Source organism: Solirubrum puertoriconensis (assembly GCF_001483135.1).
In the GTDB taxonomy this organism is placed as follows: Bacteria; Bacteroidota; Bacteroidia; order Cytophagales; family Hymenobacteraceae; genus Solirubrum; species Solirubrum puertoriconensis.
Genome location: NZ_LNAL01000008.1, coordinates 78,381 through 97,776, shown reverse-complemented (window position 1 = coordinate 97,776; position 19,396 = coordinate 78,381). Strand labels below are relative to the sequence as shown.

The window sequence follows — 19,396 nt, the reverse complement described above, 5'->3', positions numbered from 1 at the left end:
CAATTGCCCATACTGGCCAAAATCAGTCATATTTAATGAATCCATTTGGCTTCCGGCAGCAACCGGGGCTGTAATCGTTGTTTATGCGCGTGTTTTTATTGGCGGCCGCCCTGGTTTTGCTAGGTGCCGGCTCGCTCCGGGCCCAAACCGAGGCCGCCGTGCTGGCCAAAGCCGAGCAGCTTATCGGGCAAAAGAAATACGAATCGGCCTACCGCGCCCTCGAGGAGTTCGACCCCAAAAATACCCGCGTGGCCGTGGTGCTGAAGAAGGAGGACATAGCCCTGAACTACTACCTGCTCAGCGTGAACTTGGAGGTTTTTGGGCTGCGCGACCTGAAAGCCAACGAGCAGGTAGCGCAGCTGCGCGGCAAGCCGGGCAAGTACAGCAGCTACCAACTACCGGTAGCCGAGGTGCTTACGGCCCTCAAGCGCCGTCGCCCCACCGATTACCGCCTCGACCTAGGGCTCGGCCACTACTACTATACCCTGCAGCAGTGCGGCTGCGGCAAACAGCGCTTCAGCGACGAAGAATTGCTGCAAAAAGCGCAACAATATTATGCCGAAGCCCACAGCCACAACCAAGAGGATTACGAGTCGCGATTTGCTATGGGCTTTATGCTGATGCGCAAGCAGCAACTGGCCGCCGCCGTGCCCGAACTGGAGCGCTCCGTAGCCCTAAACGCGGAATACCCTAACGCGCACTACAACCTCGCCTACGCCTACGCAGCCCTCGAGCGGCCCGCCGAGGCCTTGCCGCACGCCAAGCAAGCCGCCGCGCTCTACGCGTTTCAGCCCTACAAAGGCGAGGCACAAGGCATGGTGGAGGCCCTCGAAAAGCACCTGCAAGGTGGCCCGGCCCTAAACCTGCTCGGCACCCGCAACGCTGACGGTAGCCAACCTGCCGGTGCCTACGCAGCCCTGCGCGAGCAAGTAGCTGCCGCCGTGGCCCGCAAAGCCAGCAATGCCAAAGAGCTAACCCTGAAGCTGTTTCAGCTCGACCCCGAAAACGACGGCATGTACGCCGACCTGATGGACATTTACCAGGCCAACGACCAGTTTCCGGCCATGGAAATGTTTTTTCGGGAGCAATTGCCCACCGCCCCGCAGACCCCCACGGCGCAGGGCATGCTGCACTTTTACGTAGCCATCCTGAACATGCAGCTGGGCCGTACGGCCGCCGCGTACCCGCACTTTCAGCAAGCCGATGCGCAACTGCGTAAAGTAGCCAAGCCCGATAATCCGTTGTTCGATACCATCCGGCGCGGTTTGGCCGAGAGCAAGCCCCGCCGGTAGCGCTTACCACTTGCCTTTGCTCAGCAAATCAGCCAAAAAGAAGCGGCCCGCCAATGGCGGGCCGTTTGCATAGGTGAGTGAATGGTTGGAGGTGTGTTAGCAATTCTTTACGCGGCGCGAAGTTGCGCATTCATTTGATTATTCAATGCGGGCAAGGTTTAGCCTCCTAGCGCCAAATGTTAGCCACCCGGTGCGGTACCGAGCGTAACGTATACCACCACGTCCGCGGCGAGTACCAAGGCCTTGGTACTGGGATGATGATTACTTCGCCTAGCAGTCGTGTATCATCTTGTTGCAATGCTATTTGAATGGGAGAGGTTATTGCTGAAATAGCCAACACCCGAGGTTTGAACCCTACGCTGCTGATCAGCAACATTCCTTTACCACTTGGCGCATTAAACTCAAAACTTCCATCCGCACCAGTTGCAGCGCCAACCCTTGTGTCTTTTACCAACACCGTAGCGCCTGGAAGAGGTTCACCAGTGACAGCATCGAGCACACGCCCGCTGATTTGGAGGTACCTTATGGGTGAAATGGATGCTTCTCCCGATACCTTATCAGGGTTAATTGATGCTGGCGCAACGGGTGCGGGCGGGCCCGGGTGCTGCACTTGTACGGCTTGCGCCTGGGTAGCCTCAGCACCTAGGGTGCGCAAACCCAATAGTGTGCTAGCTGCCAGCAGCCGCGTTTGCCAGCGCGAAGCCGACTGGGGTACTAGCAACGGCCGCTGCAGCTGATCGGCCCGAAAGCGGCCGCACACGCGCCGGCCGGCAGCCTGGCGCAGCAGGGCCAGCACTTCGGCGTCGGTTTTGTGGGTGAAATCGGTAACGGTGTGTTGGCAAGCAGCGCAATGGCGCCCGTGCGCGGTTGGCGTCATGGCCTCCCACGCCTCGGCACACGGGCGCGGCACCTCCACTTGTATAGTTTCACGATGCATAAAGTCAGGCGTGAGCGGTTAGCGGCTGCCGTACACTTCTTTGGTGGGCGCAAGGCCAGCGGCGGCTTCCATCATCCGGATGCACTCGGCACGGTAGCCATCATCGTCGCGGCCGCGGGCCGGGCGGGCCAGCTGCAGGGTGTTGTCCCAGGTGGCGTTGCCGCGCCGCTCGCTTTGGCGCAGCAGCAGGCTCATTTGGGCCACGGCTGCCGCCCAGCGCAGGTTTTCGGAGCCGTCGGTTATGCTCTTGGCATCGGCTGCACCTAGGGCCTGGCTTACCAAGCGGCTCTGTTGGCTCTGGGGCTCTTTGTAGCGCATCTTCACGGTGAGCAGCTCGGCGGTGGCCGCGCCGGTGGGGGCTTGGGCTACGGGCTGGTACTTCAGGCCATCTACCACGGGCGGCGCGCCTACGGGTACTACCTCGTACAAGGCCGTTACCTGTTGGCCAGCACCCAGTTCGCCGGCGTCCTTTTTGTCGTTGTTGAAGTCCTCGTCGGCTAGCAGGCGGTTTTCGTAGCCGATGAGGCGGTAGGCCTGCACCCGGGCAGGGTTGAACTCGACCTGCAGCTTCACGTCTTTGGCCAGCGTAAATAGGGTGCCGCCAAACTGCTGCACTAGCACGCGGCGGCCCTCGGCGAGGTTATCGATGTAGGCGTAGTTGCCGTTGCCTTTGTCGGCCAGCCGCTCCATTTTGCTGTCCTGCAAGTTGCCGGTGCCAAAGCCCAGCACCGACAAGAACACGCCCGATTCGCGCTCCTGCTTTATGAGGTGCTCCATCGCATCGTCCGACGATTCGCCCACGTTGAAGTCGCCGTCGGTGGCCAAAATCACCCGGTTGTTGCCTTCTTTCAGGTAGTGCTGCCGGGCCGTGGCGTAGGCCAGGCGCAATCCTTCGCCGCCGGCCGTGGAGCCGCCTGCTTCGAGGTTATCCAGCGCTGCCAGAATATCAGCCCGTTTGGTGCCGGGCGTGGGCGGCAGCACCAAACCTGCGGCGCCAGCATACACCACCATCGATACTTTATCTTGCGGCCGCAGCTCGCGTACCAGCTGCTTCAGTGAGGCCTTCACGAGCGGCAGCTTATCGGCCGACGACATCGAGCCCGACACATCAATCAGAAACACTAAGTTGGCGGGCGGCAGCTTGTCGGTGGGCACGGTGCGCGCCTGCATGCCCACTAGTACCAGCTGGTGTTGCGGGGCCCACGGGCAGCGGGCTTGCTCCAGGGTTAGGGCACAAGGGGCACTGGCATCGGTAGGCTGCGGGTAGTTGTAACGGAAGTAGTTTACCAGTTCCTCGGTGCGCACGGCATCGGGCGGGGGCAGCTGGCCATCTTGCAGCAAAAAGCGGCGCACGTTGCTGTACGAGGCCGCATCCACATCAATACTGAACGTGCTCAGCGGCGCTTTGCGTACTTGCTGAAAGCCGTTTTCGGTAGTATGCTCGTACGATTCGCGGTTTTCGCGCGGGCGTCGGGCTTGGTCGTACGGGTAGTAGCTAGGAGCTGAGGCATGTGAACGCCTGGCTTTGCCGACAGCTCCCCGTATCTGAACTCCGGCAACTCGCCCCGAAGGGGCGCCCGTTACTACCACTTCGTTCAACGCTTTGGTGTCGGCCGAAAGGCCCACAAATACCGTTTGCCCCGGCCGTACGGGCATTTCTCTGGTAACATAGCCTACGCTGCTGATCTGCAGTAGGTATTTGCCCTTGGTCGAGGGCAGTACAAGCCGAAAGCCTCCCTTGGCATCGGTACTGACGCCGGTGGTAGTGCCCTTCAGGAGCACGGCAACTCCCGGTATGCCCACACCCGTGCTAACGTCGGTTACGAGCCCTCTGATGGCAAGCGAATCGGAAGCGGGGCTGATGGGCTCGGCTTGGGGTTTTACCTGGGCCGCGGCCGGGGTGGCAGCGCTTAGGTATAGGGCGGCACCTAGGAGGCCGCAGAATAGAACGGTGCGCATGGCGGTGAGTGGTTAGCGGTGGCGTTTGTTGGGTTGATGTAGCCTCGCCAGAAATTCCACACGACGCCCGCAACTTTTTTTGCCGCCGCCCAAAGCCACTACCTTTAGCAACCGCCCGCTCACCCTTGCCGCATGTTTTTGTTTCGCCGCACCAAGCCCCAGGAGCAGCCGCCCACCGAGGCGGAGCTGCTGGCGCATTACCGCACCCACGGCGATGTGCAAGACCTAGGGCGCCTCTACGAGCCCTACCTGCACCTGGTGTACGGCGTGTGCCTGCGCTACCTCCACGACGAGGCCGACGCCAAGGATGCCGTGATGCAGATCTTCGAGAAGCTGGTGACGGACCTGCGCCGGCACGAGGTGCAAAACCTCAGCAGCTGGCTGCACACCACCGCCCGCAACCACTGCCTCATGGAGCTGCGCCGGCGCAAAGCCTCGCCCGAAGCCGTAGAAATTTCGTTGCCCGGTGTGGAATCCGACGGCGTGGCGCATCTGCTTGATGCCGACGATGATTTTCCGACCGAAGAGCACCTGCAGCAGCTCGAGGTGGCCATGGCGCGGCTGCCTCCGGAGCAGCAACGCTGCCTCGATTTGTTTTACCGCCAGCAGCAATCGTATCAGGAAATAGCCGACCTCACCGGCTACGACCTCAAGCAAGTAAAAAGCCACCTGCAAAACGGCAAGCGCAACCTCAAACTCTACCTCGCCAGCCATGTCGCCCGCTAACCAGCATCCGAACGCCCCCGCCGCGGCCGCCGCACACGTGCCGGCTGCGGTGCTGCGCCAGTATGCGGCCGGCACCCTCGCGGCTGCCGAGCGCCGGCAGGTAGAGCACCATACCCTGGACTGCCCCCTGTGCGCCGATGCCCTCGAGGGCTACCTAGGCGCTGCGCCCCAAGCCATAGCCCCCGCTGCCCTGGCCGATTTGCAACAGCGCCTGCACACCCGCGTAACCGAAGCCGCCGAGCCGCAGCGCACTGGCGCTTGGTGGATGGGCGTAGCCGCGGCCGTATTGGTGCTGCTCGTGGCCCTAGGGGTGTGGCAGTGGCCCAACCTGCAGCAGCCGCCAGTAGCCAGTAAACAAACCAAGCAACCCGCCACGGAAAGCATAGCCGTAGCGCCACCCGCACCTGCTTCGGAAGCTGAAACGTCGACCGCTACGCCAGTCGCACCCGGTCCGGCCGAGGCCACCGCTGCGGCTAGCACCAAGCCAGTGGCTCCCAAGCGCTCCGAGCCGGTCTACGCTGTTGTTGCGCCTGCCAAACCGCGCCGCGCTACGCGCCTAGGTGCTACCCCGCCGCCGCAGCTTGATGTAGCCACTCCGCCCCCAGCCGCGGTGGCCGCCACCGAGCCGCAGGCCGACGCCCCCACCATTGCCGCTGCACCACCCGCCGCAACACCCGATTCGGGCGCTGCCGCTTTTGCTTTGCGCAGCCGGGCCGCCGCTGCCCCCGACAGCAAGATGATGCTGACCGAACAAAGCAAAGCAGCGGTAGCTTACGAGGGTGCCGCCCGCCGCAAAGCCGCCATGCCCGCCGTGCCGCCCATAGCGCCGCTGCCCACCGGAGGCTACCCGGCCCTTACGCGCTACCTGCGGCAAGAGCAACAACTACCCCCCGAAGCCCCCAAGGTGCGCGGCAGCGTGAAATTGAAATTCATTGTGGAGGCCGATGGCTCGCTGCAGAATATTCAGGTGGTGAAAGGGCTGAGCCCTGAAGCCGATGCCGAAGCCATTCGGTTGGTGTGCGAAGGCCCTGGCTGGCACCCCGGCATCGTAAACGGCCGCCGCACCACCATGCCGGTGTTCTTGGAGGTGCCCTTCCGCGAGTAGCTGCGGCCTACATATGAAAAAAGGCCCGTGGGCCCTAGGTGCATGGCTGCACCTAGGGCCCACGGGCCTTTTACAATAAAGCGTTTTAGCCGCTGTAACCGCCGCCGCTTTCGGGGGCGGTGGCGCTGCCACCCGGTACCACAGGGCGGGGCAGCTGCGGCTCGGCGTTAATGTCGACGCCGGAATAATCGGGTACGCCGCCTCCGTCGATGGTTTCGGTAGCGGCCGCCGAGCCGTGTTGGTTGGGCTGCCAGCGGTGCATCACCTCAAACGAGATTTTGGCCGTGATGCGGTACTCTACAATCTTGTTGTCCTGTACTTTGCAGCTCTGGTCTTTAATGTAGATCGATTTGATGCCCTTAACCGTGGTGCTGGCCTCGGTTAGGGCGCGCTGCAGGGCATCCTCGAAGCTCTTATCCGAAGACGCCAGCACTTCGATGACTTTTTTGATGGTGCTCATAGCCGATGGGGTGTTAGGTGAACAGCAAGCGTCGCCCGGCCGGCCGACCAGGCAAGGCATTGGGTACTACGCAGCCACCACTCAAAAAGCTGCTACCTCGGGCGCAGGCCCCGCCCCGAAGCAAGCAAAATCACCGGTAGTAAACCCGTTTACAACTATATACAGCCGAGCTAATTGTTGAGCTTACTGTAAACTTGTTTACAATATGCAATGTATTTATGCAGAAGCACTTATAGTGTTTATAGATAAACTATATAGTTCGTTTCAAATACTTTTCAAGTGCGCGATAAGAAGCAGCTTGTCTGCTATCGGCGGCCCTAAAAACACAAGCCCCACCTGCCGCCACCGCCGCACGGGCAGCTGTCGACAAGTGGGGCGGTACAACCGATTTTTGGGTATTAGCCGCGGTTTACTTCAGCGTGATGTTGCCGCGGATTTCGCCGTTGGGGTACGTACTGGAGTGCAGGTTTACGTAGGTATTGCCGGCCATCAGGCTAGCGGCATCGGCTTCCGTGAGGGTAGCCGAGCCCTTGATGGGCGAGCTAGCCACGCTCGAGAATGGTACAATTACGCCCCCGTTCTGGCCCGGAGCAGCCTGGTGAATGTGGCCAGCCGCCGGCGTAAAGCCTTGGTAAGTAACGGTGTAGGTGAGCGTGCGGGTGCCCTTGTCGTAAGTGCCCGTCATGGTGCCCGTAGCTGCCGAGCTATTGGCCGGTACCTCCTGGCTGCCGTTCAAGGTGGCCGAGGCCTGCATCACGGTAGGGGTGTTGTCTTTGTCGTCGTTGTTGCAGGCGGTGGTAGCAATGAGGCCGGCCAGCAGCAGCATGGTAGAAAAACGCTTCATGTAAAGAGGTGTGAAGAAGAGAGGAAAAAAGAGGGAACAGATTGGGGCGGAGGAGCTTACTTGCGGAAGCCCTCCTTAGCGCGCACCGTGAAGTTGCGGGCCATGTTGAAGCCGAAAAACAGGTCGCCTTTGAAGAAATTGCCGCGCGTTTCGGTGATGAACTGCTTCTCAATCATGCCTTGCGAGTTGGTGAGGTGCAGCTGAAACACGTGCCCGCCCGTTTCGATATCGAAGCCCACAGCCAGCGAATTGCGCAGATCGGAAGGCTTGGTTGCGGGCACGAGGTAGTAGTACTCGAGGTTGAGCGAGGTGCGCTTCGTAAGCTTCTGGCGGCCGCCCACACCTAGGGCGTACACGTCGTTGGGTTCGGTAGCGCGCGACACCAGGTTGCGGTGCACCAGCGTAGGCATCACCTGAATAGACAGATCGGGGCTGAACTTGCGCGCTACCAACGCTTGGTAGGTGTAGGTAAGGCGCCGCCCGAAGGTGCGCTCCACGTTGTCGGTGATGCGCAGCGTGTTCAGGGCCGAGGTAGCCAGCAGCGTCACCGTTACGGGCACAGCGCGCGGGCCGGTGCTCTGGCGCAACGCCTTGTATTTTAGGAAGCCATCGAACGCCTTTTCCATGGAGTTGCGGCCGATGCCCACCGTGAGGCGGTCCGTCAGGCCATATTCAAAACCCAGGCGCAGCGTAGCTTGGTCGAGGCCGAAGAAGTTGTAGGCGCCGCTGTTGAGGGCGCCAAAGCGGTGGCTGATCAGAAAGGCCAGCGTGCCCTGGCCAGGCGTTTGCACGGTGTGGCCGTTGATCAGGCGCAACCCCTTGAAAGTGGCTTCCACCAACTCGGGCGTGGCGGTTTGGGGCGTTTGCTCCAGCTGGTTCAGCAAGTCGTCGTCTTGGGCCAGGGCGGCGGTAGAGGCAGCGGCCCCCACCAACAGTGTAGCGGCCAACCGGCGACCTAGGCGGGTAGCGGTTAAATGCATAGGAGTGTAGGAGTTGATGAGGGGTTGTTAGGGCTTGGCGGCCGATATCTGCGACACCGATTCGCAAGTGGCTGCCAGCTTGATGCTCACGATGCGGGCAATGTTTTCGCGCACCAGCAAGGGTATCTCGATGCCGTAGTCGGCCGGGGCTACGCTGAAAAAGGCGTGCACCAGCAGGCTGCCCTTTTGCAGTTCGAGCGCGCCCTGCACCTGCACGCGCTTGGTTACGCCGTGGATGTTCAGGTCGCCCTCTACCTGCACTTGCTGCGACAGGCCTTTGGCCAGGGCTTCGCGGTCGAGGTTCTGGATTTGGCCTTTGAAGGTGGCCTTCGGGTACTTCTCCGATTCCATGTAGTTCTCGTTGAAGTGCTCCTGCATGAGGGTGCGCTTGAACTGGAACGACTTAATCGGGATGACAAAGGCTACCTGCCCACCTTGCAAGTCGATAAGCGCCGCGGTTTGCTCCGAGCGCGCTTCGATGTCTTCCAGAATACTCGTCGAGAAGAAAGTGACCGTGCCCGTGCGGGTTTGGTACTTGCCTTGGGCACCCGCTTCGGGCATGCACCAGAGCAGGGTTATCAGCAGCCAGCCTCCATATCGCCGCCAGAATGCGGTTGTCGGGAGCGTGGCCATTTAGTTGTTCGGTGCGCCAGCGTCAACCCACTTCTGCAGCAAAGCAATGTCGCAGTCGGAGAGCTTCGCGCCGCCTTGTGGCATTTGCGGGTAGCCGGGGTCGTGGTTGACGACGTGCATAAGCAGGCCGCTACGGGCGCGGATTTGCAGCTCGTTCATGTCGTCCATGTTGAAGTTGCCCGAACGCAGCACCGATGCGTGGCAGGAGCGGCAGTTGCGGTCGAGTACCGGCGACACGTTAAGCGAGTACGAAACCTGCTCGGGCGTGGTGCAGGGTACTTTCGGCCCGGCCAGTTCCTCCACGTTATCGTAGGCACAGCCCGTAAGGGTCATAAAAAAGAGTAGAGCGTATCGGTGCATATGCAACAGGAAGCCGCCAAGCGGCTGAGGCGTGTGAGGAGAAAGCGGGTAATAGTGGCCGCGGCAGCTAGTAAGCTGTGGAGCGGCACTCAGGAGCCTTGGGCAGCACCAAGCCACCTAGGGCGCAAGCGAAAAGGAAAGCCAGCATGCGGGTAGCAGTCCTGGGCAGGGGCTGTGTGGGCTGACTTGCAGACTAGGGCCTATGGCACCTAAATCAACATTATTACCCAAGCCGGCAGGCAGTTACACGCTGAGCGGCGGATGTACGGAAGCTCGTCAGTAAGCGGATTTAGCCAACTAGTATTTTTCTGCTACCGCGGTGGGCACGGCACCAGGTTGGCCCGGCAATACACCCAATAGCATTGCCGATGCCATCCGCTTTACCTAGGCGGTTATAAAGGTTGGAAGCGGGGCCTCTTGGCCTTTCAGGCCGTACGAAGCAGCAGTAGTACTTGGGGTAGCGCCAAGCGGCATTGAAGCAATCAAACGGCAAGTAGAATAGTAGTTTTTGGGCATAGGGGAGTGTTGAGTTGGCAGTATTTCAACAGCGCAACCTAAACGGCAGGCCTCCCTACTGGTTCGAGCTATTCGATGAAGCTCGACTATTGCTCGATGAACATTGCCTAGGATCAGGTAAACCCAAAATGTCACAGCATGTTTGAATAGTTTAATTCTTAGGCCTCCGAACTGATATTATGCGGATTGGCGCGTGTGCGAAGCGTGAGGTGCTAGGTTGATATTGCAGCCCACCGTTCGCAAAAAGTAACGTTGATAGATGCCCGCAAGCCAATGCCCTAAGTGGCTGCGCGCACGTCAAGCTCGGCAGTAGGTCAAGTGGGCTCATTGCCTACCTTTGCCGCGCTTATTCCCATCGTTTCACCGAGTCGTCTGCTGCTGATGCAATTCCGCACCGAAAAAGACACCATGGGCACCGTACAGGTACCCGTCGACGCCTACTGGGGCGCCCAAACCCAACGCTCCATCGAGAACTTCCCGATTGCGCAGGACATCAACCGCATGCCCAAGGAGATTATACGCGCCTTCGCCTACCTCAAGAAAGCCGCTGCCCTCACCAACCGCGACGCCGGCATTCTGCCCGCCGAAAAGGCCGAGCTGATTGGCCGCGTGTGCGACGAGATTCTGGAAGGCAAGCTCGACGACCAGTTCCCGCTGGTGGTGTGGCAAACCGGCTCGGGTACGCAGTCGAACATGAACGTGAACGAGGTAATTGCCTACCGCGGCCACGTGCTGCAGGGCGGCAGCCTCACCGATGAGAAAAAGGCGCTGGCGCCGAACGACGATGTGAACAAGTCGCAGTCGTCGAACGACACCTTCCCGACGGCCATGCACATTGCGGCCTATAAGGCGCTGGTGGAGGTTACCATCCCTGGCATCGAGAAGCTGCGCGACACGCTGGCGGCCAAATCCCGCGAGTTTATGCACATCGTCAAGATCGGCCGCACTCACCTGATGGATGCTACGCCGCTGACGGTTGGCCAAGAGTTTTCGGGCTATGCCTCGCAGCTCGACCACGGCCTGCGCGCCATCCGCAACACCTTGGCGCACCTCTCGGAGTTGGCCCTAGGCGGCACCGCCGTGGGCACCGGCATCAACACGCCTCCCGGCTACTCCGAGAACGTGGCCAGGCACATTGCCGACCTCACGGGGCTGCCCTTCATCACGGCCGAAAATAAATTCGAGGCCCTGGCCGCCCACGACGCCATCGTGGAAGCCCACGGCGCCCTGAAAACGGTGGCCGCTTCGCTGATGAAGATTGCCAACGACATTCGCCTGCTGGCCTCGGGGCCGCGCGCCGGCATCGGCGAGCTGTTCATCCCCGACAACGAGCCCGGTTCCAGCATCATGCCCGGCAAGGTAAACCCCACCCAGTCGGAAGCCATGACCATGGTGGCCGCGCAGGTAATGGGCAACGATGTAGCCATCAACATCGGCGGCATGAACGGTCACTTCGAGCTGAACGTGTTTAAGCCGGTAATGATCTACAACTTCCTGCACTCGGCCCGCCTCATCGGCGACGTGTGCGTGGCCTTCAACGACAAGTGCGCCGTGGGCATCCGCCCGCTCGAGGACAACATTCGCAAGCACGTGCAGTCGTCGCTGATGCTGGTAACGGCCCTGAACCCGCACATCGGCTACTACAAGGCGGCCGAAATTGCCCAAACGGCCCACAAAAACGGTTCGACGCTGAAGGAAACCGCCCTGCAGCTGGGTTACCTCACCGAGGAGCAGTTCGATCAGTGGCTGCGCCCCGAAGACATGGTGGGCGAGCTGCCCCGCTAGTTGTATTCGGCCAATAATATGGCCGAGCAAGCGTTGTAACGCCGCAGCCCAGCCGGGTTGCGGCGTTACTGTTTTATAATTGGTTAAACTATTGCGGTACTTTATGGTTAAACGAGGCCGCTTGCTGTTCGCCACCGTACATTGCTCGTGCTCATGATTAAACTCTACGACCAACCTTTTTTGCACATGCACTACGATCAGCACCTGCGGTTGCTGGAAAGCGAGTGGCTGAACGAGAATGTGGGCGTAGAGCAGTTTCGGGAGGGCCTGTGGCAGAGTTTGCTGATGGCAGAGCGCTACCAAGTGCAAGCGTGGCTGAGCGACCTGCGCCGGCTGCCCGCCTTGCTGCCCACCGAGCATGCGTGGCTGCACCAGCAGTACTTTCCGCGCTACCAAGAGCTACCGCTGCACAAAGTAGCCGTGGTTAAGCCCGCCAATGCGGTGCGCCACGAGCAACTGCAAACGGCTTTGCGCACGGCACGCAGCAAAGGCCTGATGCTACAACCCCACGTGATGTACTTTGACGGGGTAGAAGAGGCCCGGCGCTGGGTGCGCCAACCGCTGGTATCGATGCAGTTACCTCCGCGTGATTAGCACCGTGGCACTTTAGGCTGGCTTCGTTGTTAAGCTGCTGACTCGTAGGTTTGTATTCAAATGGTTGCAAGGCGCGCTGCAGGTTTCAGGCGCAAAGCCAACGCCCATGCCGCTCCGGGCAGTCATTTCTCATTTTAGCCGTTTGCCGTGCGCTTTCTCTTACCCGTTCTGCTTTTGCTGGCCATGCTGGCTGCCACCGTGTTGCCCGGCTGCGAACCCAAAGAGGAACTGATTACTACCGACGGCAGCGCGCAACTCGCCTTTTCGGCCGATACCGTGGCTTTCGATACGGTGTTCGTGCAAACGCGCACTGTAGCCAAGCGCCTGTGGGTGTACAACCGCAACAAGCGGGCCGTGCGGGTAGATGAAATTAAGCTCGCTGGGCCCTACGGCGACCCGTACAAACTGATCATCAACGGCGACTCGGGCGCCGCGGTCCAAAACCTTACCATCCGGGGCAATGACAGCCTGCTGATTTTGGTGAAGGCTACCCTAGGTGCCAACGCCCAGCCGCAAAACCGGCCGTTCTTGCAGGAAGACCGCATTGAGTTTCGAACCAACGGCAACCAACAGCGCGTGCAGCTGGTGGCCTACGGCCAAAATGCCTACTTCCACTTCAACGAAACGCTGGCTTGCAATTCCGTGTGGCGCAACGATAAGCCGCATGTCATCTACGGCGGGGTGGTGGTGCCGGCTGGCTGCAGCCTGCGCATCGAAGAGGGTACCCGCGTGTACTGCCACTCGCGGGCGGGCATTATCATACGCGGTACGCTGCTGGTGAACCCCACCTTGCAGCCCACCGGCGAGGTGCGCCCCGACGACCGCCGCATCGTGCGCTTTCAGGGCGACCGGCTTGAGGCGTTCTACAACGATATTCCGGGCCAATGGGCCGGAATTCAGTTTGAGGCCAGCAGCAGCCGCAACAGCGTGGTGCGCTTCTGCGAAATCAAGAACGCCTCGTTTGGCCTGTTGGTGTACAACCCCGAGGCCCAACAGCCTTTCCCGAAAGTCACCGTCGAGAACACCATTATCCACAATATTTCGGGGGCGGGGCTCACGTTTGCCAGCGGTGGGCAGCGCTTCAACGGCGGCGGTATCCTGAGTTTTTCGGGCGACTTCGACGTGCGCAACACCCTGTTTACCAACTGCGGCGAGTATGCCCTAGGTGGTTTCCAGGGCGGCACCTACAACCTGCAGTACTGCACCATTGCCAACTACACACCGCAGTTCCGCCGCGAAACGCGTTCCATCACCATTGCCGATGTGCTGCCCGTGCGCGAACCTACCTTGAGCGTGCTACCGGTGTTCAACCTACAGAACAGCATCGTGTGGGGCTCGGTTGAGGATGAGCTGCTCTTCGTGAACAGCCAGAAGTACCTAGGGCAAATTACCGTGCGCAACAGCGTGCTGCGCACCAAAGACTACGACGCGGCCACCGATGCCAGTGGCCGACCCGGCCTAGCGCGCAACGGCAACTTGCTGAACGTGAACCCCAAGTTTCGCCGCACGCCCGAAAACGCCACCTCGCGTTTCGATTACCGCCTCGATACGTTGTCGCCGGCCAGCAACCGAGCCTTGCCGCTGCCGCAACTCGGCACCGACCTGCGCAACCTAGGTCGCAGCGCTACCACCCCCGACCCTGGTGCGTACGAGCGCGTAAACCCGTAGTGGCCTGCTCCGCGGCTCCTGCCAAACGGTGGGCGTAAGTTCGGCTGCGCTACGTTCCAAACTCTGCCTCATGATTAGCGTTCAGAAACGAATGCGCCTGCCTGCTGTGCGGCGCGGTTTTCACCTCATTACCGATCTTATCACGGCTGGGCTGCCCGAGTTGGAGCAGGTAAGGATTGGTACGCTGCATGTGTTCATTCAGCACACTTCGGCTAGCCTCTGCATCAACGAAAACGCCGACCCCACGGTGCGCCACGACTTCGAGCAGTTCTTCAATCGCACGGCTCCCGAAAACGCCCCGTACTTCCGCCACACCCTCGAAGGCCCCGACGACATGCCCGCGCACTTAAAGGCAGCCATGTTGGGCAGCAGCATAAGCATTCCGGTAAGCAACGGCGAGCTGGCCCTAGGTACTTGGCAGGGCGTGTACCTAGGCGAGCATCGCAACGACGGCGGCCGGCGCTGGGTGGTACTTACCTTAATGGGTGTGGGCTAAATAGTTATTTTGCGTCGAGCTGCGTATAGGCCAGTAAATAGCCTTTGCGCATGAACATTATGGTGCCCGGTATGCTCCTAACAGGCATAATGATCCTGGTTGCTTGCCGCGACGATCCGCAGACAGCCAGCACCGAGCCGCCCCGCCGCTCGGTACCGAAGGCGCGTGCCCAGGCCGTGCCGGCTAAGTCTGCCGTAGTACGGGCCAAGCGCGTGTGCACCATCACCGACGCCGCGGCCGCCAACGACCCCTTCGGCGCCGAAGTCACTGCCGCCGATATCGTGCGCAGCGGCGGGCGTATCGTCGGCCGCAAAGCCGTGAAGAACGCCCACGCGCCTGAGCAAACCGATACGTTGGTTACGGTGCTGCAAAGCGGCAACCGATGGGTGTTCTACCGTACCCCCGAAAAGGATTTGCTTAGCAGCGCTACGCTGGTATCGTTTACCACGCCCTATGGCCAAACCTTGCGCAGCCGGGTGGGGGCTAGCTACCGCCGCCAAGGCGGCAGCTGCGACAGTCTGCTCATCTCCGATGACATGCAGATGAACCGCGTAGTGGCTTCCATGAGCAGCGGACAAGTGCGCAAAGTGCGCATCGAGCCTTACCTCGATTAAGCAGCCGTACCGCCTAGGTTAGCGCACCACCTGTCCGTTGGCTAGGTAGCGCGTAGTGTCGAAGGCGACTAATTTTTGCTGCCCGCGTACCTCGTAGCTGCTCAGGCTGCCATCTGTGCCAAAACGCATCCGAAACTGCTTGCCCGAAAAAAACAGCGGGTTATCCTGGCTAACGGTGGCCGTAAGCTCGCGCACCACTGGGCCGGCTTGCAGCACGGTCAGCTCCGTTACGGGGTGGTCTACCTCGGGGCGGCGGCGAAATATGCGGCGCGTCAACCCAGCCGAATCCGTAGCCGACTCTTGGTAAGCGCCGCGCAACGCAGGCTTGTTGATGTCGGCTTGGTAAAACAGCTGTAGCTCATTGGCCCAATTAGGAGCCGTAAGGCGGCTCGTTTCGGGCTGATTGTTGCGCAGTACCACGCGCTTTTGCAGGATTGGGCCTTGCTGCTGCAGCTGCTTCACTTGGGCGTCGAGCAAGCCCACCACATCAAAGTATCCGGCAGGCTGTCGGGCCGGCCGCTCCGAGGGGTCGGAAGAGCAGGCGGCGCTGCACCCTAGTAGGAGCAGCGCCGCCATTTGTATCAGAAATGAGCCCTTACGCATGGGCCTGAGGGCGCAGCAGGGATTCGCCGGTCATTTCGGCGGGCTGCGGCAAGCCCAGTATCTGCAGCACGGTAGGTGCTATGTCGCCCAACTTGCCGTCGGCGAGAGTGCCGTGGTAATCGGGGTCGGCCAAAATGCACGGCACCAGATTGGTCGTGTGCGCTGTGTTAGGCGTGCCGTCGGGGTTAATCATCATGTCGGCGTTGCCGTGGTCGGCAATGATGATGCTGGCGTAGCCGCTTTCCATTGCCGCTGTCACCACGTCGCGGGTGCATTCGTCAACGGTTTCGCAGGCGCGCACAGCCGCCTCAAACACACCGGTATGGCCTACCATGTCGGGGTTGGCAAAGTTCAGCACGATAAAGTCGGATGTACGGGCGCGCAACTCGGGCACCAGCGCATTGCGCAGCTCGTAGGCGCTCATTTCGGGCTGCAGGTCGTAGGTTGCCACCTTGGGCGAAGCGCGCAGAATGCGCTTTTCGCCGGCAAACTCGGCCTCGCGGCCACCCGAGAAGAAGAACGTTACGTGTGGGTATTTCTCGGTTTCGGCAATCCTGATCTGGGTGCGGCCGTTGGCGGCCAGTACTTCACCTAGGGTCAGGTTCAGGTTGTCCTTGTCGAAGATCGGCTGCACTCCTACGAACGTGGCGTCGTAGTTCGTCATCGTGAGGTAGTGCAGGTTCAGCCGGTGCATGTTAAAGGCGTGGAAATCCTGCTGCGTGAGGGCTTGCGTGATTTCGCGGCCGCGGTCGGTGCGGAAGTTGAAGCAGATAACCACGTCGCCATTCTGCATGGTGGCCAGCGGCTGATCGTCCGCTCCGATTTTCACCAGCGGCTTCAGAAACTCGTCGGTAACGCCGGCTTTGTACGAATCGAGCATGGCCCCGATGAGGTTGGTGCAGCGCTGCCCTTTGCCGTTTACGAGCAAATCGTAGGCTACTTGCACCCGCTCCCAGCGGTTGTCGCGGTCCATAGCGTAGTAGCGGCCCACAATCGAGGCAATTTTGCCGCTGGCGCCGTGTTGCAAGTGCTCCTCGAGGTCGTTTACGTAGCGCACACCGCTCTTGGGGTCGGTGTCGCGTCCGTCGGTAAAGGCATGAATAAACACGCGGTGCACGTCCTCGTCGTGGGCAAGGGTGCATAGGGCCTTCAGGTGCTCGATGTGCGAGTGCACGCCGCCGTCCGACAGCAGACCCATCAGGTGCAGGTTCTTGTCTGGGTGTTGGCGCAGGTACTCAAAGGCCTGCTGCAGCGCCGGCATGGCACCGAGCTTCCGCTCACGGATGGCCTTGTTGATGCGCACCAGATCCTGGTACACCACGCGGCCTGCGCCTAGGTTCATGTGGCCTACTTCGGAGTTGCCCATCTGCCCTTCGGGCAAACCCACAGCCTCGCCCGAAGCTTGCAAGCGGCTATGCGGAAAGCGCTGAAATAGCGAATCCACGAAGGGTGTGTTGGCCGCGGCAATAGCCGACACGGCCGGATTGGTGCCTAAACCCCACCCATCAAGGATTACCAACAGTACCGGTTTATTCATGAAGCAAAGATAGCGGGAAGGCAAGTGGCAAACGGCACCGATTCACTATTTTGGGGTAGCAGCCGCCCATTTGTCGCTTCTTATATACCTGCCTACCTTGGCACAGTTTTGGCACAAACGCCGCTGCAACCCAGCTTAACACATGAAACGATTGTTTTTCCGAGTTCTGACTGTGCTGTGCTTGGCTTTGGCCACGCCCGCAGTCACCGCCCAGGGCGATACGTTCGGGGCGGTGCGCTCGGCCATTCGCAACGGCTCTTCCCGCGCTATATCCCAGTATTTTGGGGGTACGGTAGAGTTGGGCTTCGACGGCGACAAGCAGAGCTATAGTGCTACGCAAGCCGAGTTTGTGTTGAAGGACTTCTTCGCCAAAAACTCGCCCGCCACGTTTGAGCTAGTGCACCAAGGCGCTTCAAACGAAGGCATTCAATATGCAATCGGCAAATATGCCGGCAAAAGTGGCAGCTACCGCGTTTTCATCAAGATGAAACCGACCCAGGGTAGCCAGCAGATCGACACCATCGATTTTACACACGAATAGATGGTTTAGACCGCTACTTTCCTCCTCTCTTTTGCGGTCTGAACACAATAGCAGGTCCCGGCTTCAAGTCGGGGCCTTTTGCTATTTTTGCACCGTGCAAAACGCTCCTTACCTCACTCCCGAAGCCCTTCGCTCTTTTATTCAATCGGCTTTAGCCGAAGATGTCGGCGACGGCGACCATTCGTCGCTGGCCGGGGTGCCCGAGGGCGCCCGCAAGCAGGCCCGCCTGCTGGTGAAGGATGAGGGCGTGCTGGCTGGCGTAGAGTTGGCTGAGCTTATCTTCCAGGAAGTAGACCCCGCGCTTACTGTGCAAGTGCAACTGCCCGATGGCAGCCGCGTGAAGCACGGCGACGTAGCGCTTACCGTTGAGGGCCCGGCCCGCAGCATCCTGACGGCCGAGCGCCTCGTGCTCAACTGCATGCAGCGCATGAGCGGCATTGCTACCCACACGGCTTACCTCTCTAGCCTGCTGGCCGGCACCAAAGCCCGCCTGCTCGATACCCGCAAAACCACACCCAACTTCCGCATTTGCGAGAAATGGGCAGTGCTGATTGGCGGTGGCGTAAACCACCGCTACGGTTTGTTCGACATGATTATCCTAAAGGACAACCACGTCGACTACGCGGGCGGTATTCGGCAGGCTATTGAGGCTACGCACATCTACTTGCAGAAGCTAGGCCGTGAGCTGCCCATTGTGGTTGAAACTCGCTCGATCGAGGAAGTGCAGCAGGTGTTGGAAGTAGGCGGCATCGAGCGCATCATGCTCGACAACATGAAACCCGACACCTTGCGCGAAGCCGTGGAGCTGGTTGCCGGACGTTTCCCAACCGAAGCCTCGGGTGGCATCACGGAGCATACTATCCGGGCGGTGGCCGAAACCGGCGTCGATTTTATTTCAGTCGGGGCGCTTACGCATTCCGTAAAAAGCCTGGACCTCAGTCTGAAAGCCTTTTAATTCGATGTGCGAATGTGTTGGAATGTGCTGACGTGCTAATGAGAGGTTACTCCCTTGGCTTCCAGCACGTCCACTAGCACATTACCCACATTTACCCACATCAGCACATTACCTAGACATGCAACCTCCTATTCCGCGTGGTGGCGGCCGGCAATTCGTTCAGCAGCAGCAAGCATCTTCGCCGCTGGCCATACGCACCAAAAAACATCAACTCGACAAGAACACCTTCACCCGCATGGCGCTTACCCAGGTTTGGAAGCGCGATTGGTGGCAGGCTGTTATTCCGCTGGTAGTGCTGCTGCTACCGGCCGTGTTCAGCTTTTCGTGGTGGTGGGTAGCGGCTGCTTTATTGGTAGCAGTGCTGTACGTGCTGGTGCGCTCGGCGCAGGTAACGGGTGTCACCCAAATGGAGCAAAGCAAAGTGCTGTTCGATCGGGTGAGCTACGAGTTCGACCCGCGCTACATTGCCATGCGCAGCAACGAAAAAGACCCGCCGCGCGGCATGAACTGGGACACCATTGAGTCGGTGCGCCGCGACAAAGATGCCTACGTACTGAATCTGAAGCAGCCCGACGTAGCCGAACACATTTCGGGCTGGCGGCTGTGGTTGGCCAAGCTGATGTGGGTGCCCGTGTTCCTGCACATTCCTACCCGCATCTTTAACTCAAGCAAGGATCAGCAGATGTTTGAGAACCTGCTGCGCCGCAAAAACCTGTTGCCCGCCGAGGCTGGCGCAACTCCTAACGCACCGAAAGCGGCCTAATGGTCGATTTCTCCGTATTTCGCATTTG

Annotated in this window: 20 protein-coding genes; 11 read left to right on the top strand and 9 right to left on the bottom strand. The window is 60.1% G+C overall.

Annotation, left to right across the window (positions count from 1 at the left end):
• Positions 1-83: 83 nt before the first annotated feature.
• Entirely contained in the window at positions 84-1,292 is a 1,209-nt protein-coding gene (locus ASU33_RS14570) for a tetratricopeptide repeat protein (RefSeq protein WP_059071596.1), read from the top strand.
• Positions 1,293-1,458: 166 nt separating this feature from the next.
• On the opposite strand, the gene ASU33_RS14565 is transcribed toward ASU33_RS14570, so the two are convergent.
• A complete protein-coding gene (locus ASU33_RS14565) occupies positions 1,459-2,229 on the bottom strand; it encodes a carboxypeptidase-like regulatory domain-containing protein (RefSeq protein WP_078063163.1) in 771 nt (256 codons plus the stop codon).
• Between the two features lie 18 nt (positions 2,230-2,247).
• Positions 2,248-4,188 carry a YfbK domain-containing protein gene (locus ASU33_RS14560; RefSeq protein WP_078063162.1) on the bottom strand — a complete coding sequence of 647 codons (1,941 nt, stop codon included), beginning with the start codon at positions 4,186-4,188 and terminating at the stop codon, positions 2,248-2,250.
• Positions 4,189-4,320: 132 nt separating this feature from the next.
• Here ASU33_RS14560 and ASU33_RS14555 point away from each other — a divergent pair, with 132 nt between their 5' ends.
• Both ASU33_RS14555 and ASU33_RS14550 read left to right on the top strand, forming a co-directional pair.
• Positions 4,321-4,914, top strand: a complete 594-nt coding sequence (locus ASU33_RS14555) for an RNA polymerase sigma factor (RefSeq protein WP_059071594.1) — start codon at positions 4,321-4,323, stop codon at positions 4,912-4,914.
• Positions 4,901-6,019 carry an energy transducer TonB gene (locus ASU33_RS14550; RefSeq protein ID WP_059071593.1) on the top strand — a complete coding sequence of 373 codons (1,119 nt, stop codon included), beginning with the start codon at positions 4,901-4,903 and terminating at the stop codon, positions 6,017-6,019. Before ASU33_RS14555 ends, ASU33_RS14550 begins: the two co-directional genes overlap by 14 nt.
• An 85-nt stretch (positions 6,020-6,104) precedes the next feature.
• On the opposite strand, the gene ASU33_RS21040 is transcribed toward ASU33_RS14550, so the two are convergent.
• The 5 genes from ASU33_RS21040 to ASU33_RS14525 form a co-directional block, all read right to left on the bottom strand.
• The gene (locus ASU33_RS21040; RefSeq protein ID WP_078063161.1) at positions 6,105-6,479 is read right to left on the bottom strand and encodes a dodecin family protein; all 375 of its coding nucleotides are present in this window, start codon (positions 6,477-6,479) and stop codon (positions 6,105-6,107) included.
• Between the two features lie 409 nt (positions 6,480-6,888).
• Positions 6,889-7,323 carry a CHRD domain-containing protein gene (locus ASU33_RS14540; RefSeq protein WP_059071592.1) on the bottom strand — a complete coding sequence of 145 codons (435 nt, stop codon included), beginning with the start codon at positions 7,321-7,323 and terminating at the stop codon, positions 6,889-6,891.
• 56 nt (positions 7,324-7,379) lie between these two features.
• Positions 7,380-8,303: a DUF5777 family beta-barrel protein gene (locus ASU33_RS14535; protein WP_059071591.1), complete on the bottom strand. Its 924-nt coding sequence runs from the start codon at positions 8,301-8,303 to the stop codon at positions 7,380-7,382.
• A 27-nt stretch (positions 8,304-8,330) separates the two neighbouring features.
• Positions 8,331-8,864: a YceI family protein gene (locus ASU33_RS14530; protein WP_059071590.1), complete on the bottom strand. Its 534-nt coding sequence runs from the start codon at positions 8,862-8,864 to the stop codon at positions 8,331-8,333.
• A gap of 72 nt (positions 8,865-8,936) precedes the next feature.
• Complete coding sequence (locus ASU33_RS14525) at positions 8,937-9,296, bottom strand: cytochrome c (protein ID WP_160328204.1); 360 nt, start codon at positions 9,294-9,296, stop codon at positions 8,937-8,939.
• Between the two features lie 897 nt (positions 9,297-10,193).
• Between ASU33_RS14525 and fumC the strand changes: the two genes are divergently transcribed.
• The 5 genes from fumC to ASU33_RS14500 all read left to right on the top strand — a co-directional run bounded on the left by fumC (position 10,194) and on the right by ASU33_RS14500 (position 14,969).
• Positions 10,194-11,597 (top strand): class II fumarate hydratase, encoded by a 1,404-nt coding sequence (gene fumC, locus ASU33_RS14520; RefSeq protein WP_059071588.1) that lies wholly within the window; start codon positions 10,194-10,196, stop codon positions 11,595-11,597.
• Positions 11,598-11,750: 153 nt separating this feature from the next.
• Positions 11,751-12,191 carry a hypothetical protein gene (locus tag ASU33_RS14515; RefSeq protein ID WP_059071587.1) on the top strand — a complete coding sequence of 147 codons (441 nt, stop codon included), beginning with the start codon at positions 11,751-11,753 and terminating at the stop codon, positions 12,189-12,191.
• Between the two features lie 147 nt (positions 12,192-12,338).
• The gene (locus ASU33_RS14510; RefSeq protein ID WP_149867241.1) at positions 12,339-13,859 is read left to right on the top strand and encodes a hypothetical protein; all 1,521 of its coding nucleotides are present in this window, start codon (positions 12,339-12,341) and stop codon (positions 13,857-13,859) included.
• A gap of 70 nt (positions 13,860-13,929) precedes the next feature.
• The gene (locus ASU33_RS14505; protein ID WP_059071585.1) at positions 13,930-14,355 is read left to right on the top strand and encodes a secondary thiamine-phosphate synthase enzyme YjbQ; all 426 of its coding nucleotides are present in this window, start codon (positions 13,930-13,932) and stop codon (positions 14,353-14,355) included.
• Between the two features lie 89 nt (positions 14,356-14,444).
• A complete protein-coding gene (locus ASU33_RS14500; protein WP_149867240.1) occupies positions 14,445-14,969 on the top strand; it encodes a hypothetical protein in 525 nt (174 codons plus the stop codon).
• An 18-nt stretch (positions 14,970-14,987) separates the two neighbouring features.
• Here ASU33_RS14500 and ASU33_RS14495 read toward each other — a convergent pair whose 3' ends face one another.
• Complete coding sequence (locus ASU33_RS14495) at positions 14,988-15,572, bottom strand: hypothetical protein (protein ID WP_149867239.1); 585 nt, start codon at positions 15,570-15,572, stop codon at positions 14,988-14,990.
• Positions 15,565-17,109 carry a 2,3-bisphosphoglycerate-independent phosphoglycerate mutase gene (gene gpmI / locus ASU33_RS14490; RefSeq protein ID WP_059071582.1) on the bottom strand — a complete coding sequence of 515 codons (1,545 nt, stop codon included), beginning with the start codon at positions 17,107-17,109 and terminating at the stop codon, positions 15,565-15,567. The genes ASU33_RS14495 and gpmI overlap by 8 nt, the downstream gene beginning before the upstream one ends.
• A 142-nt stretch (positions 17,110-17,251) precedes the next feature.
• On the opposite strand from gpmI, the gene ASU33_RS14485 reads away from it, so the two are divergent.
• The 3 genes from ASU33_RS14485 (at position 17,252) to ASU33_RS14475 (ending at position 19,368) form a co-directional block, all read left to right on the top strand.
• A complete protein-coding gene (locus tag ASU33_RS14485; RefSeq protein ID WP_078063160.1) occupies positions 17,252-17,650 on the top strand; it encodes a DUF4783 domain-containing protein in 399 nt (132 codons plus the stop codon).
• Positions 17,651-17,744: 94 nt separating this feature from the next.
• The gene (nadC, locus tag ASU33_RS14480; RefSeq protein ID WP_059071580.1) at positions 17,745-18,605 is read left to right on the top strand and encodes a carboxylating nicotinate-nucleotide diphosphorylase; all 861 of its coding nucleotides are present in this window, start codon (positions 17,745-17,747) and stop codon (positions 18,603-18,605) included.
• A gap of 118 nt (positions 18,606-18,723) precedes the next feature.
• On the top strand, positions 18,724-19,368 hold the full coding sequence (locus ASU33_RS14475) for a hypothetical protein (RefSeq protein ID WP_059071579.1): 645 nt from the start codon (positions 18,724-18,726) through the stop codon (positions 19,366-19,368).
• The last annotated feature ends 28 nt before the right edge of the window (positions 19,369-19,396 follow it).

Coding starts and splice junctions, on each gene's coding strand:
- ASU33_RS14570 (WP_059071596.1), top strand. CDS start 84: ATGCGCGTGTTTTTATTGGCGGCCGCCCTGGTTTTGCTAGGTGCCGGC.
- ASU33_RS14565 (WP_078063163.1), bottom strand. CDS start 2,229: ATGCATCGTGAAACTATACAAGTGGAGGTGCCGCGCCCGTGTGCCGAG.
- ASU33_RS14560 (WP_078063162.1), bottom strand. CDS start 4,188: ATGCGCACCGTTCTATTCTGCGGCCTCCTAGGTGCCGCCCTATACCTA.
- ASU33_RS14555 (WP_059071594.1), top strand. CDS start 4,321: ATGTTTTTGTTTCGCCGCACCAAGCCCCAGGAGCAGCCGCCCACCGAG.
- ASU33_RS14550 (WP_059071593.1), top strand. CDS start 4,901: ATGTCGCCCGCTAACCAGCATCCGAACGCCCCCGCCGCGGCCGCCGCA.
- ASU33_RS21040 (WP_078063161.1), bottom strand. CDS start 6,479: ATGAGCACCATCAAAAAAGTCATCGAAGTGCTGGCGTCTTCGGATAAG.
- ASU33_RS14540 (WP_059071592.1), bottom strand. CDS start 7,323: ATGAAGCGTTTTTCTACCATGCTGCTGCTGGCCGGCCTCATTGCTACC.
- ASU33_RS14535 (WP_059071591.1), bottom strand. CDS start 8,303: ATGCATTTAACCGCTACCCGCCTAGGTCGCCGGTTGGCCGCTACACTG.
- ASU33_RS14530 (WP_059071590.1), bottom strand. CDS start 8,864: ATGCCCGAAGCGGGTGCCCAAGGCAAGTACCAAACCCGCACGGGCACG.
- ASU33_RS14525 (WP_160328204.1), bottom strand. CDS start 9,296: ATGCACCGATACGCTCTACTCTTTTTTATGACCCTTACGGGCTGTGCC.
- fumC (WP_059071588.1), top strand. CDS start 10,194: ATGCAATTCCGCACCGAAAAAGACACCATGGGCACCGTACAGGTACCC.
- ASU33_RS14515 (WP_059071587.1), top strand. CDS start 11,751: ATGATTAAACTCTACGACCAACCTTTTTTGCACATGCACTACGATCAG.
- ASU33_RS14505 (WP_059071585.1), top strand. CDS start 13,930: ATGATTAGCGTTCAGAAACGAATGCGCCTGCCTGCTGTGCGGCGCGGT.
- ASU33_RS14500 (WP_149867240.1), top strand. CDS start 14,445: ATGATCCTGGTTGCTTGCCGCGACGATCCGCAGACAGCCAGCACCGAG.
- ASU33_RS14495 (WP_149867239.1), bottom strand. CDS start 15,572: ATGCGTAAGGGCTCATTTCTGATACAAATGGCGGCGCTGCTCCTACTA.
- gpmI (WP_059071582.1), bottom strand. CDS start 17,109: ATGAATAAACCGGTACTGTTGGTAATCCTTGATGGGTGGGGTTTAGGC.
- ASU33_RS14485 (WP_078063160.1), top strand. CDS start 17,252: ATGAAACGATTGTTTTTCCGAGTTCTGACTGTGCTGTGCTTGGCTTTG.
- ASU33_RS14475 (WP_059071579.1), top strand. CDS start 18,724: ATGCAACCTCCTATTCCGCGTGGTGGCGGCCGGCAATTCGTTCAGCAG.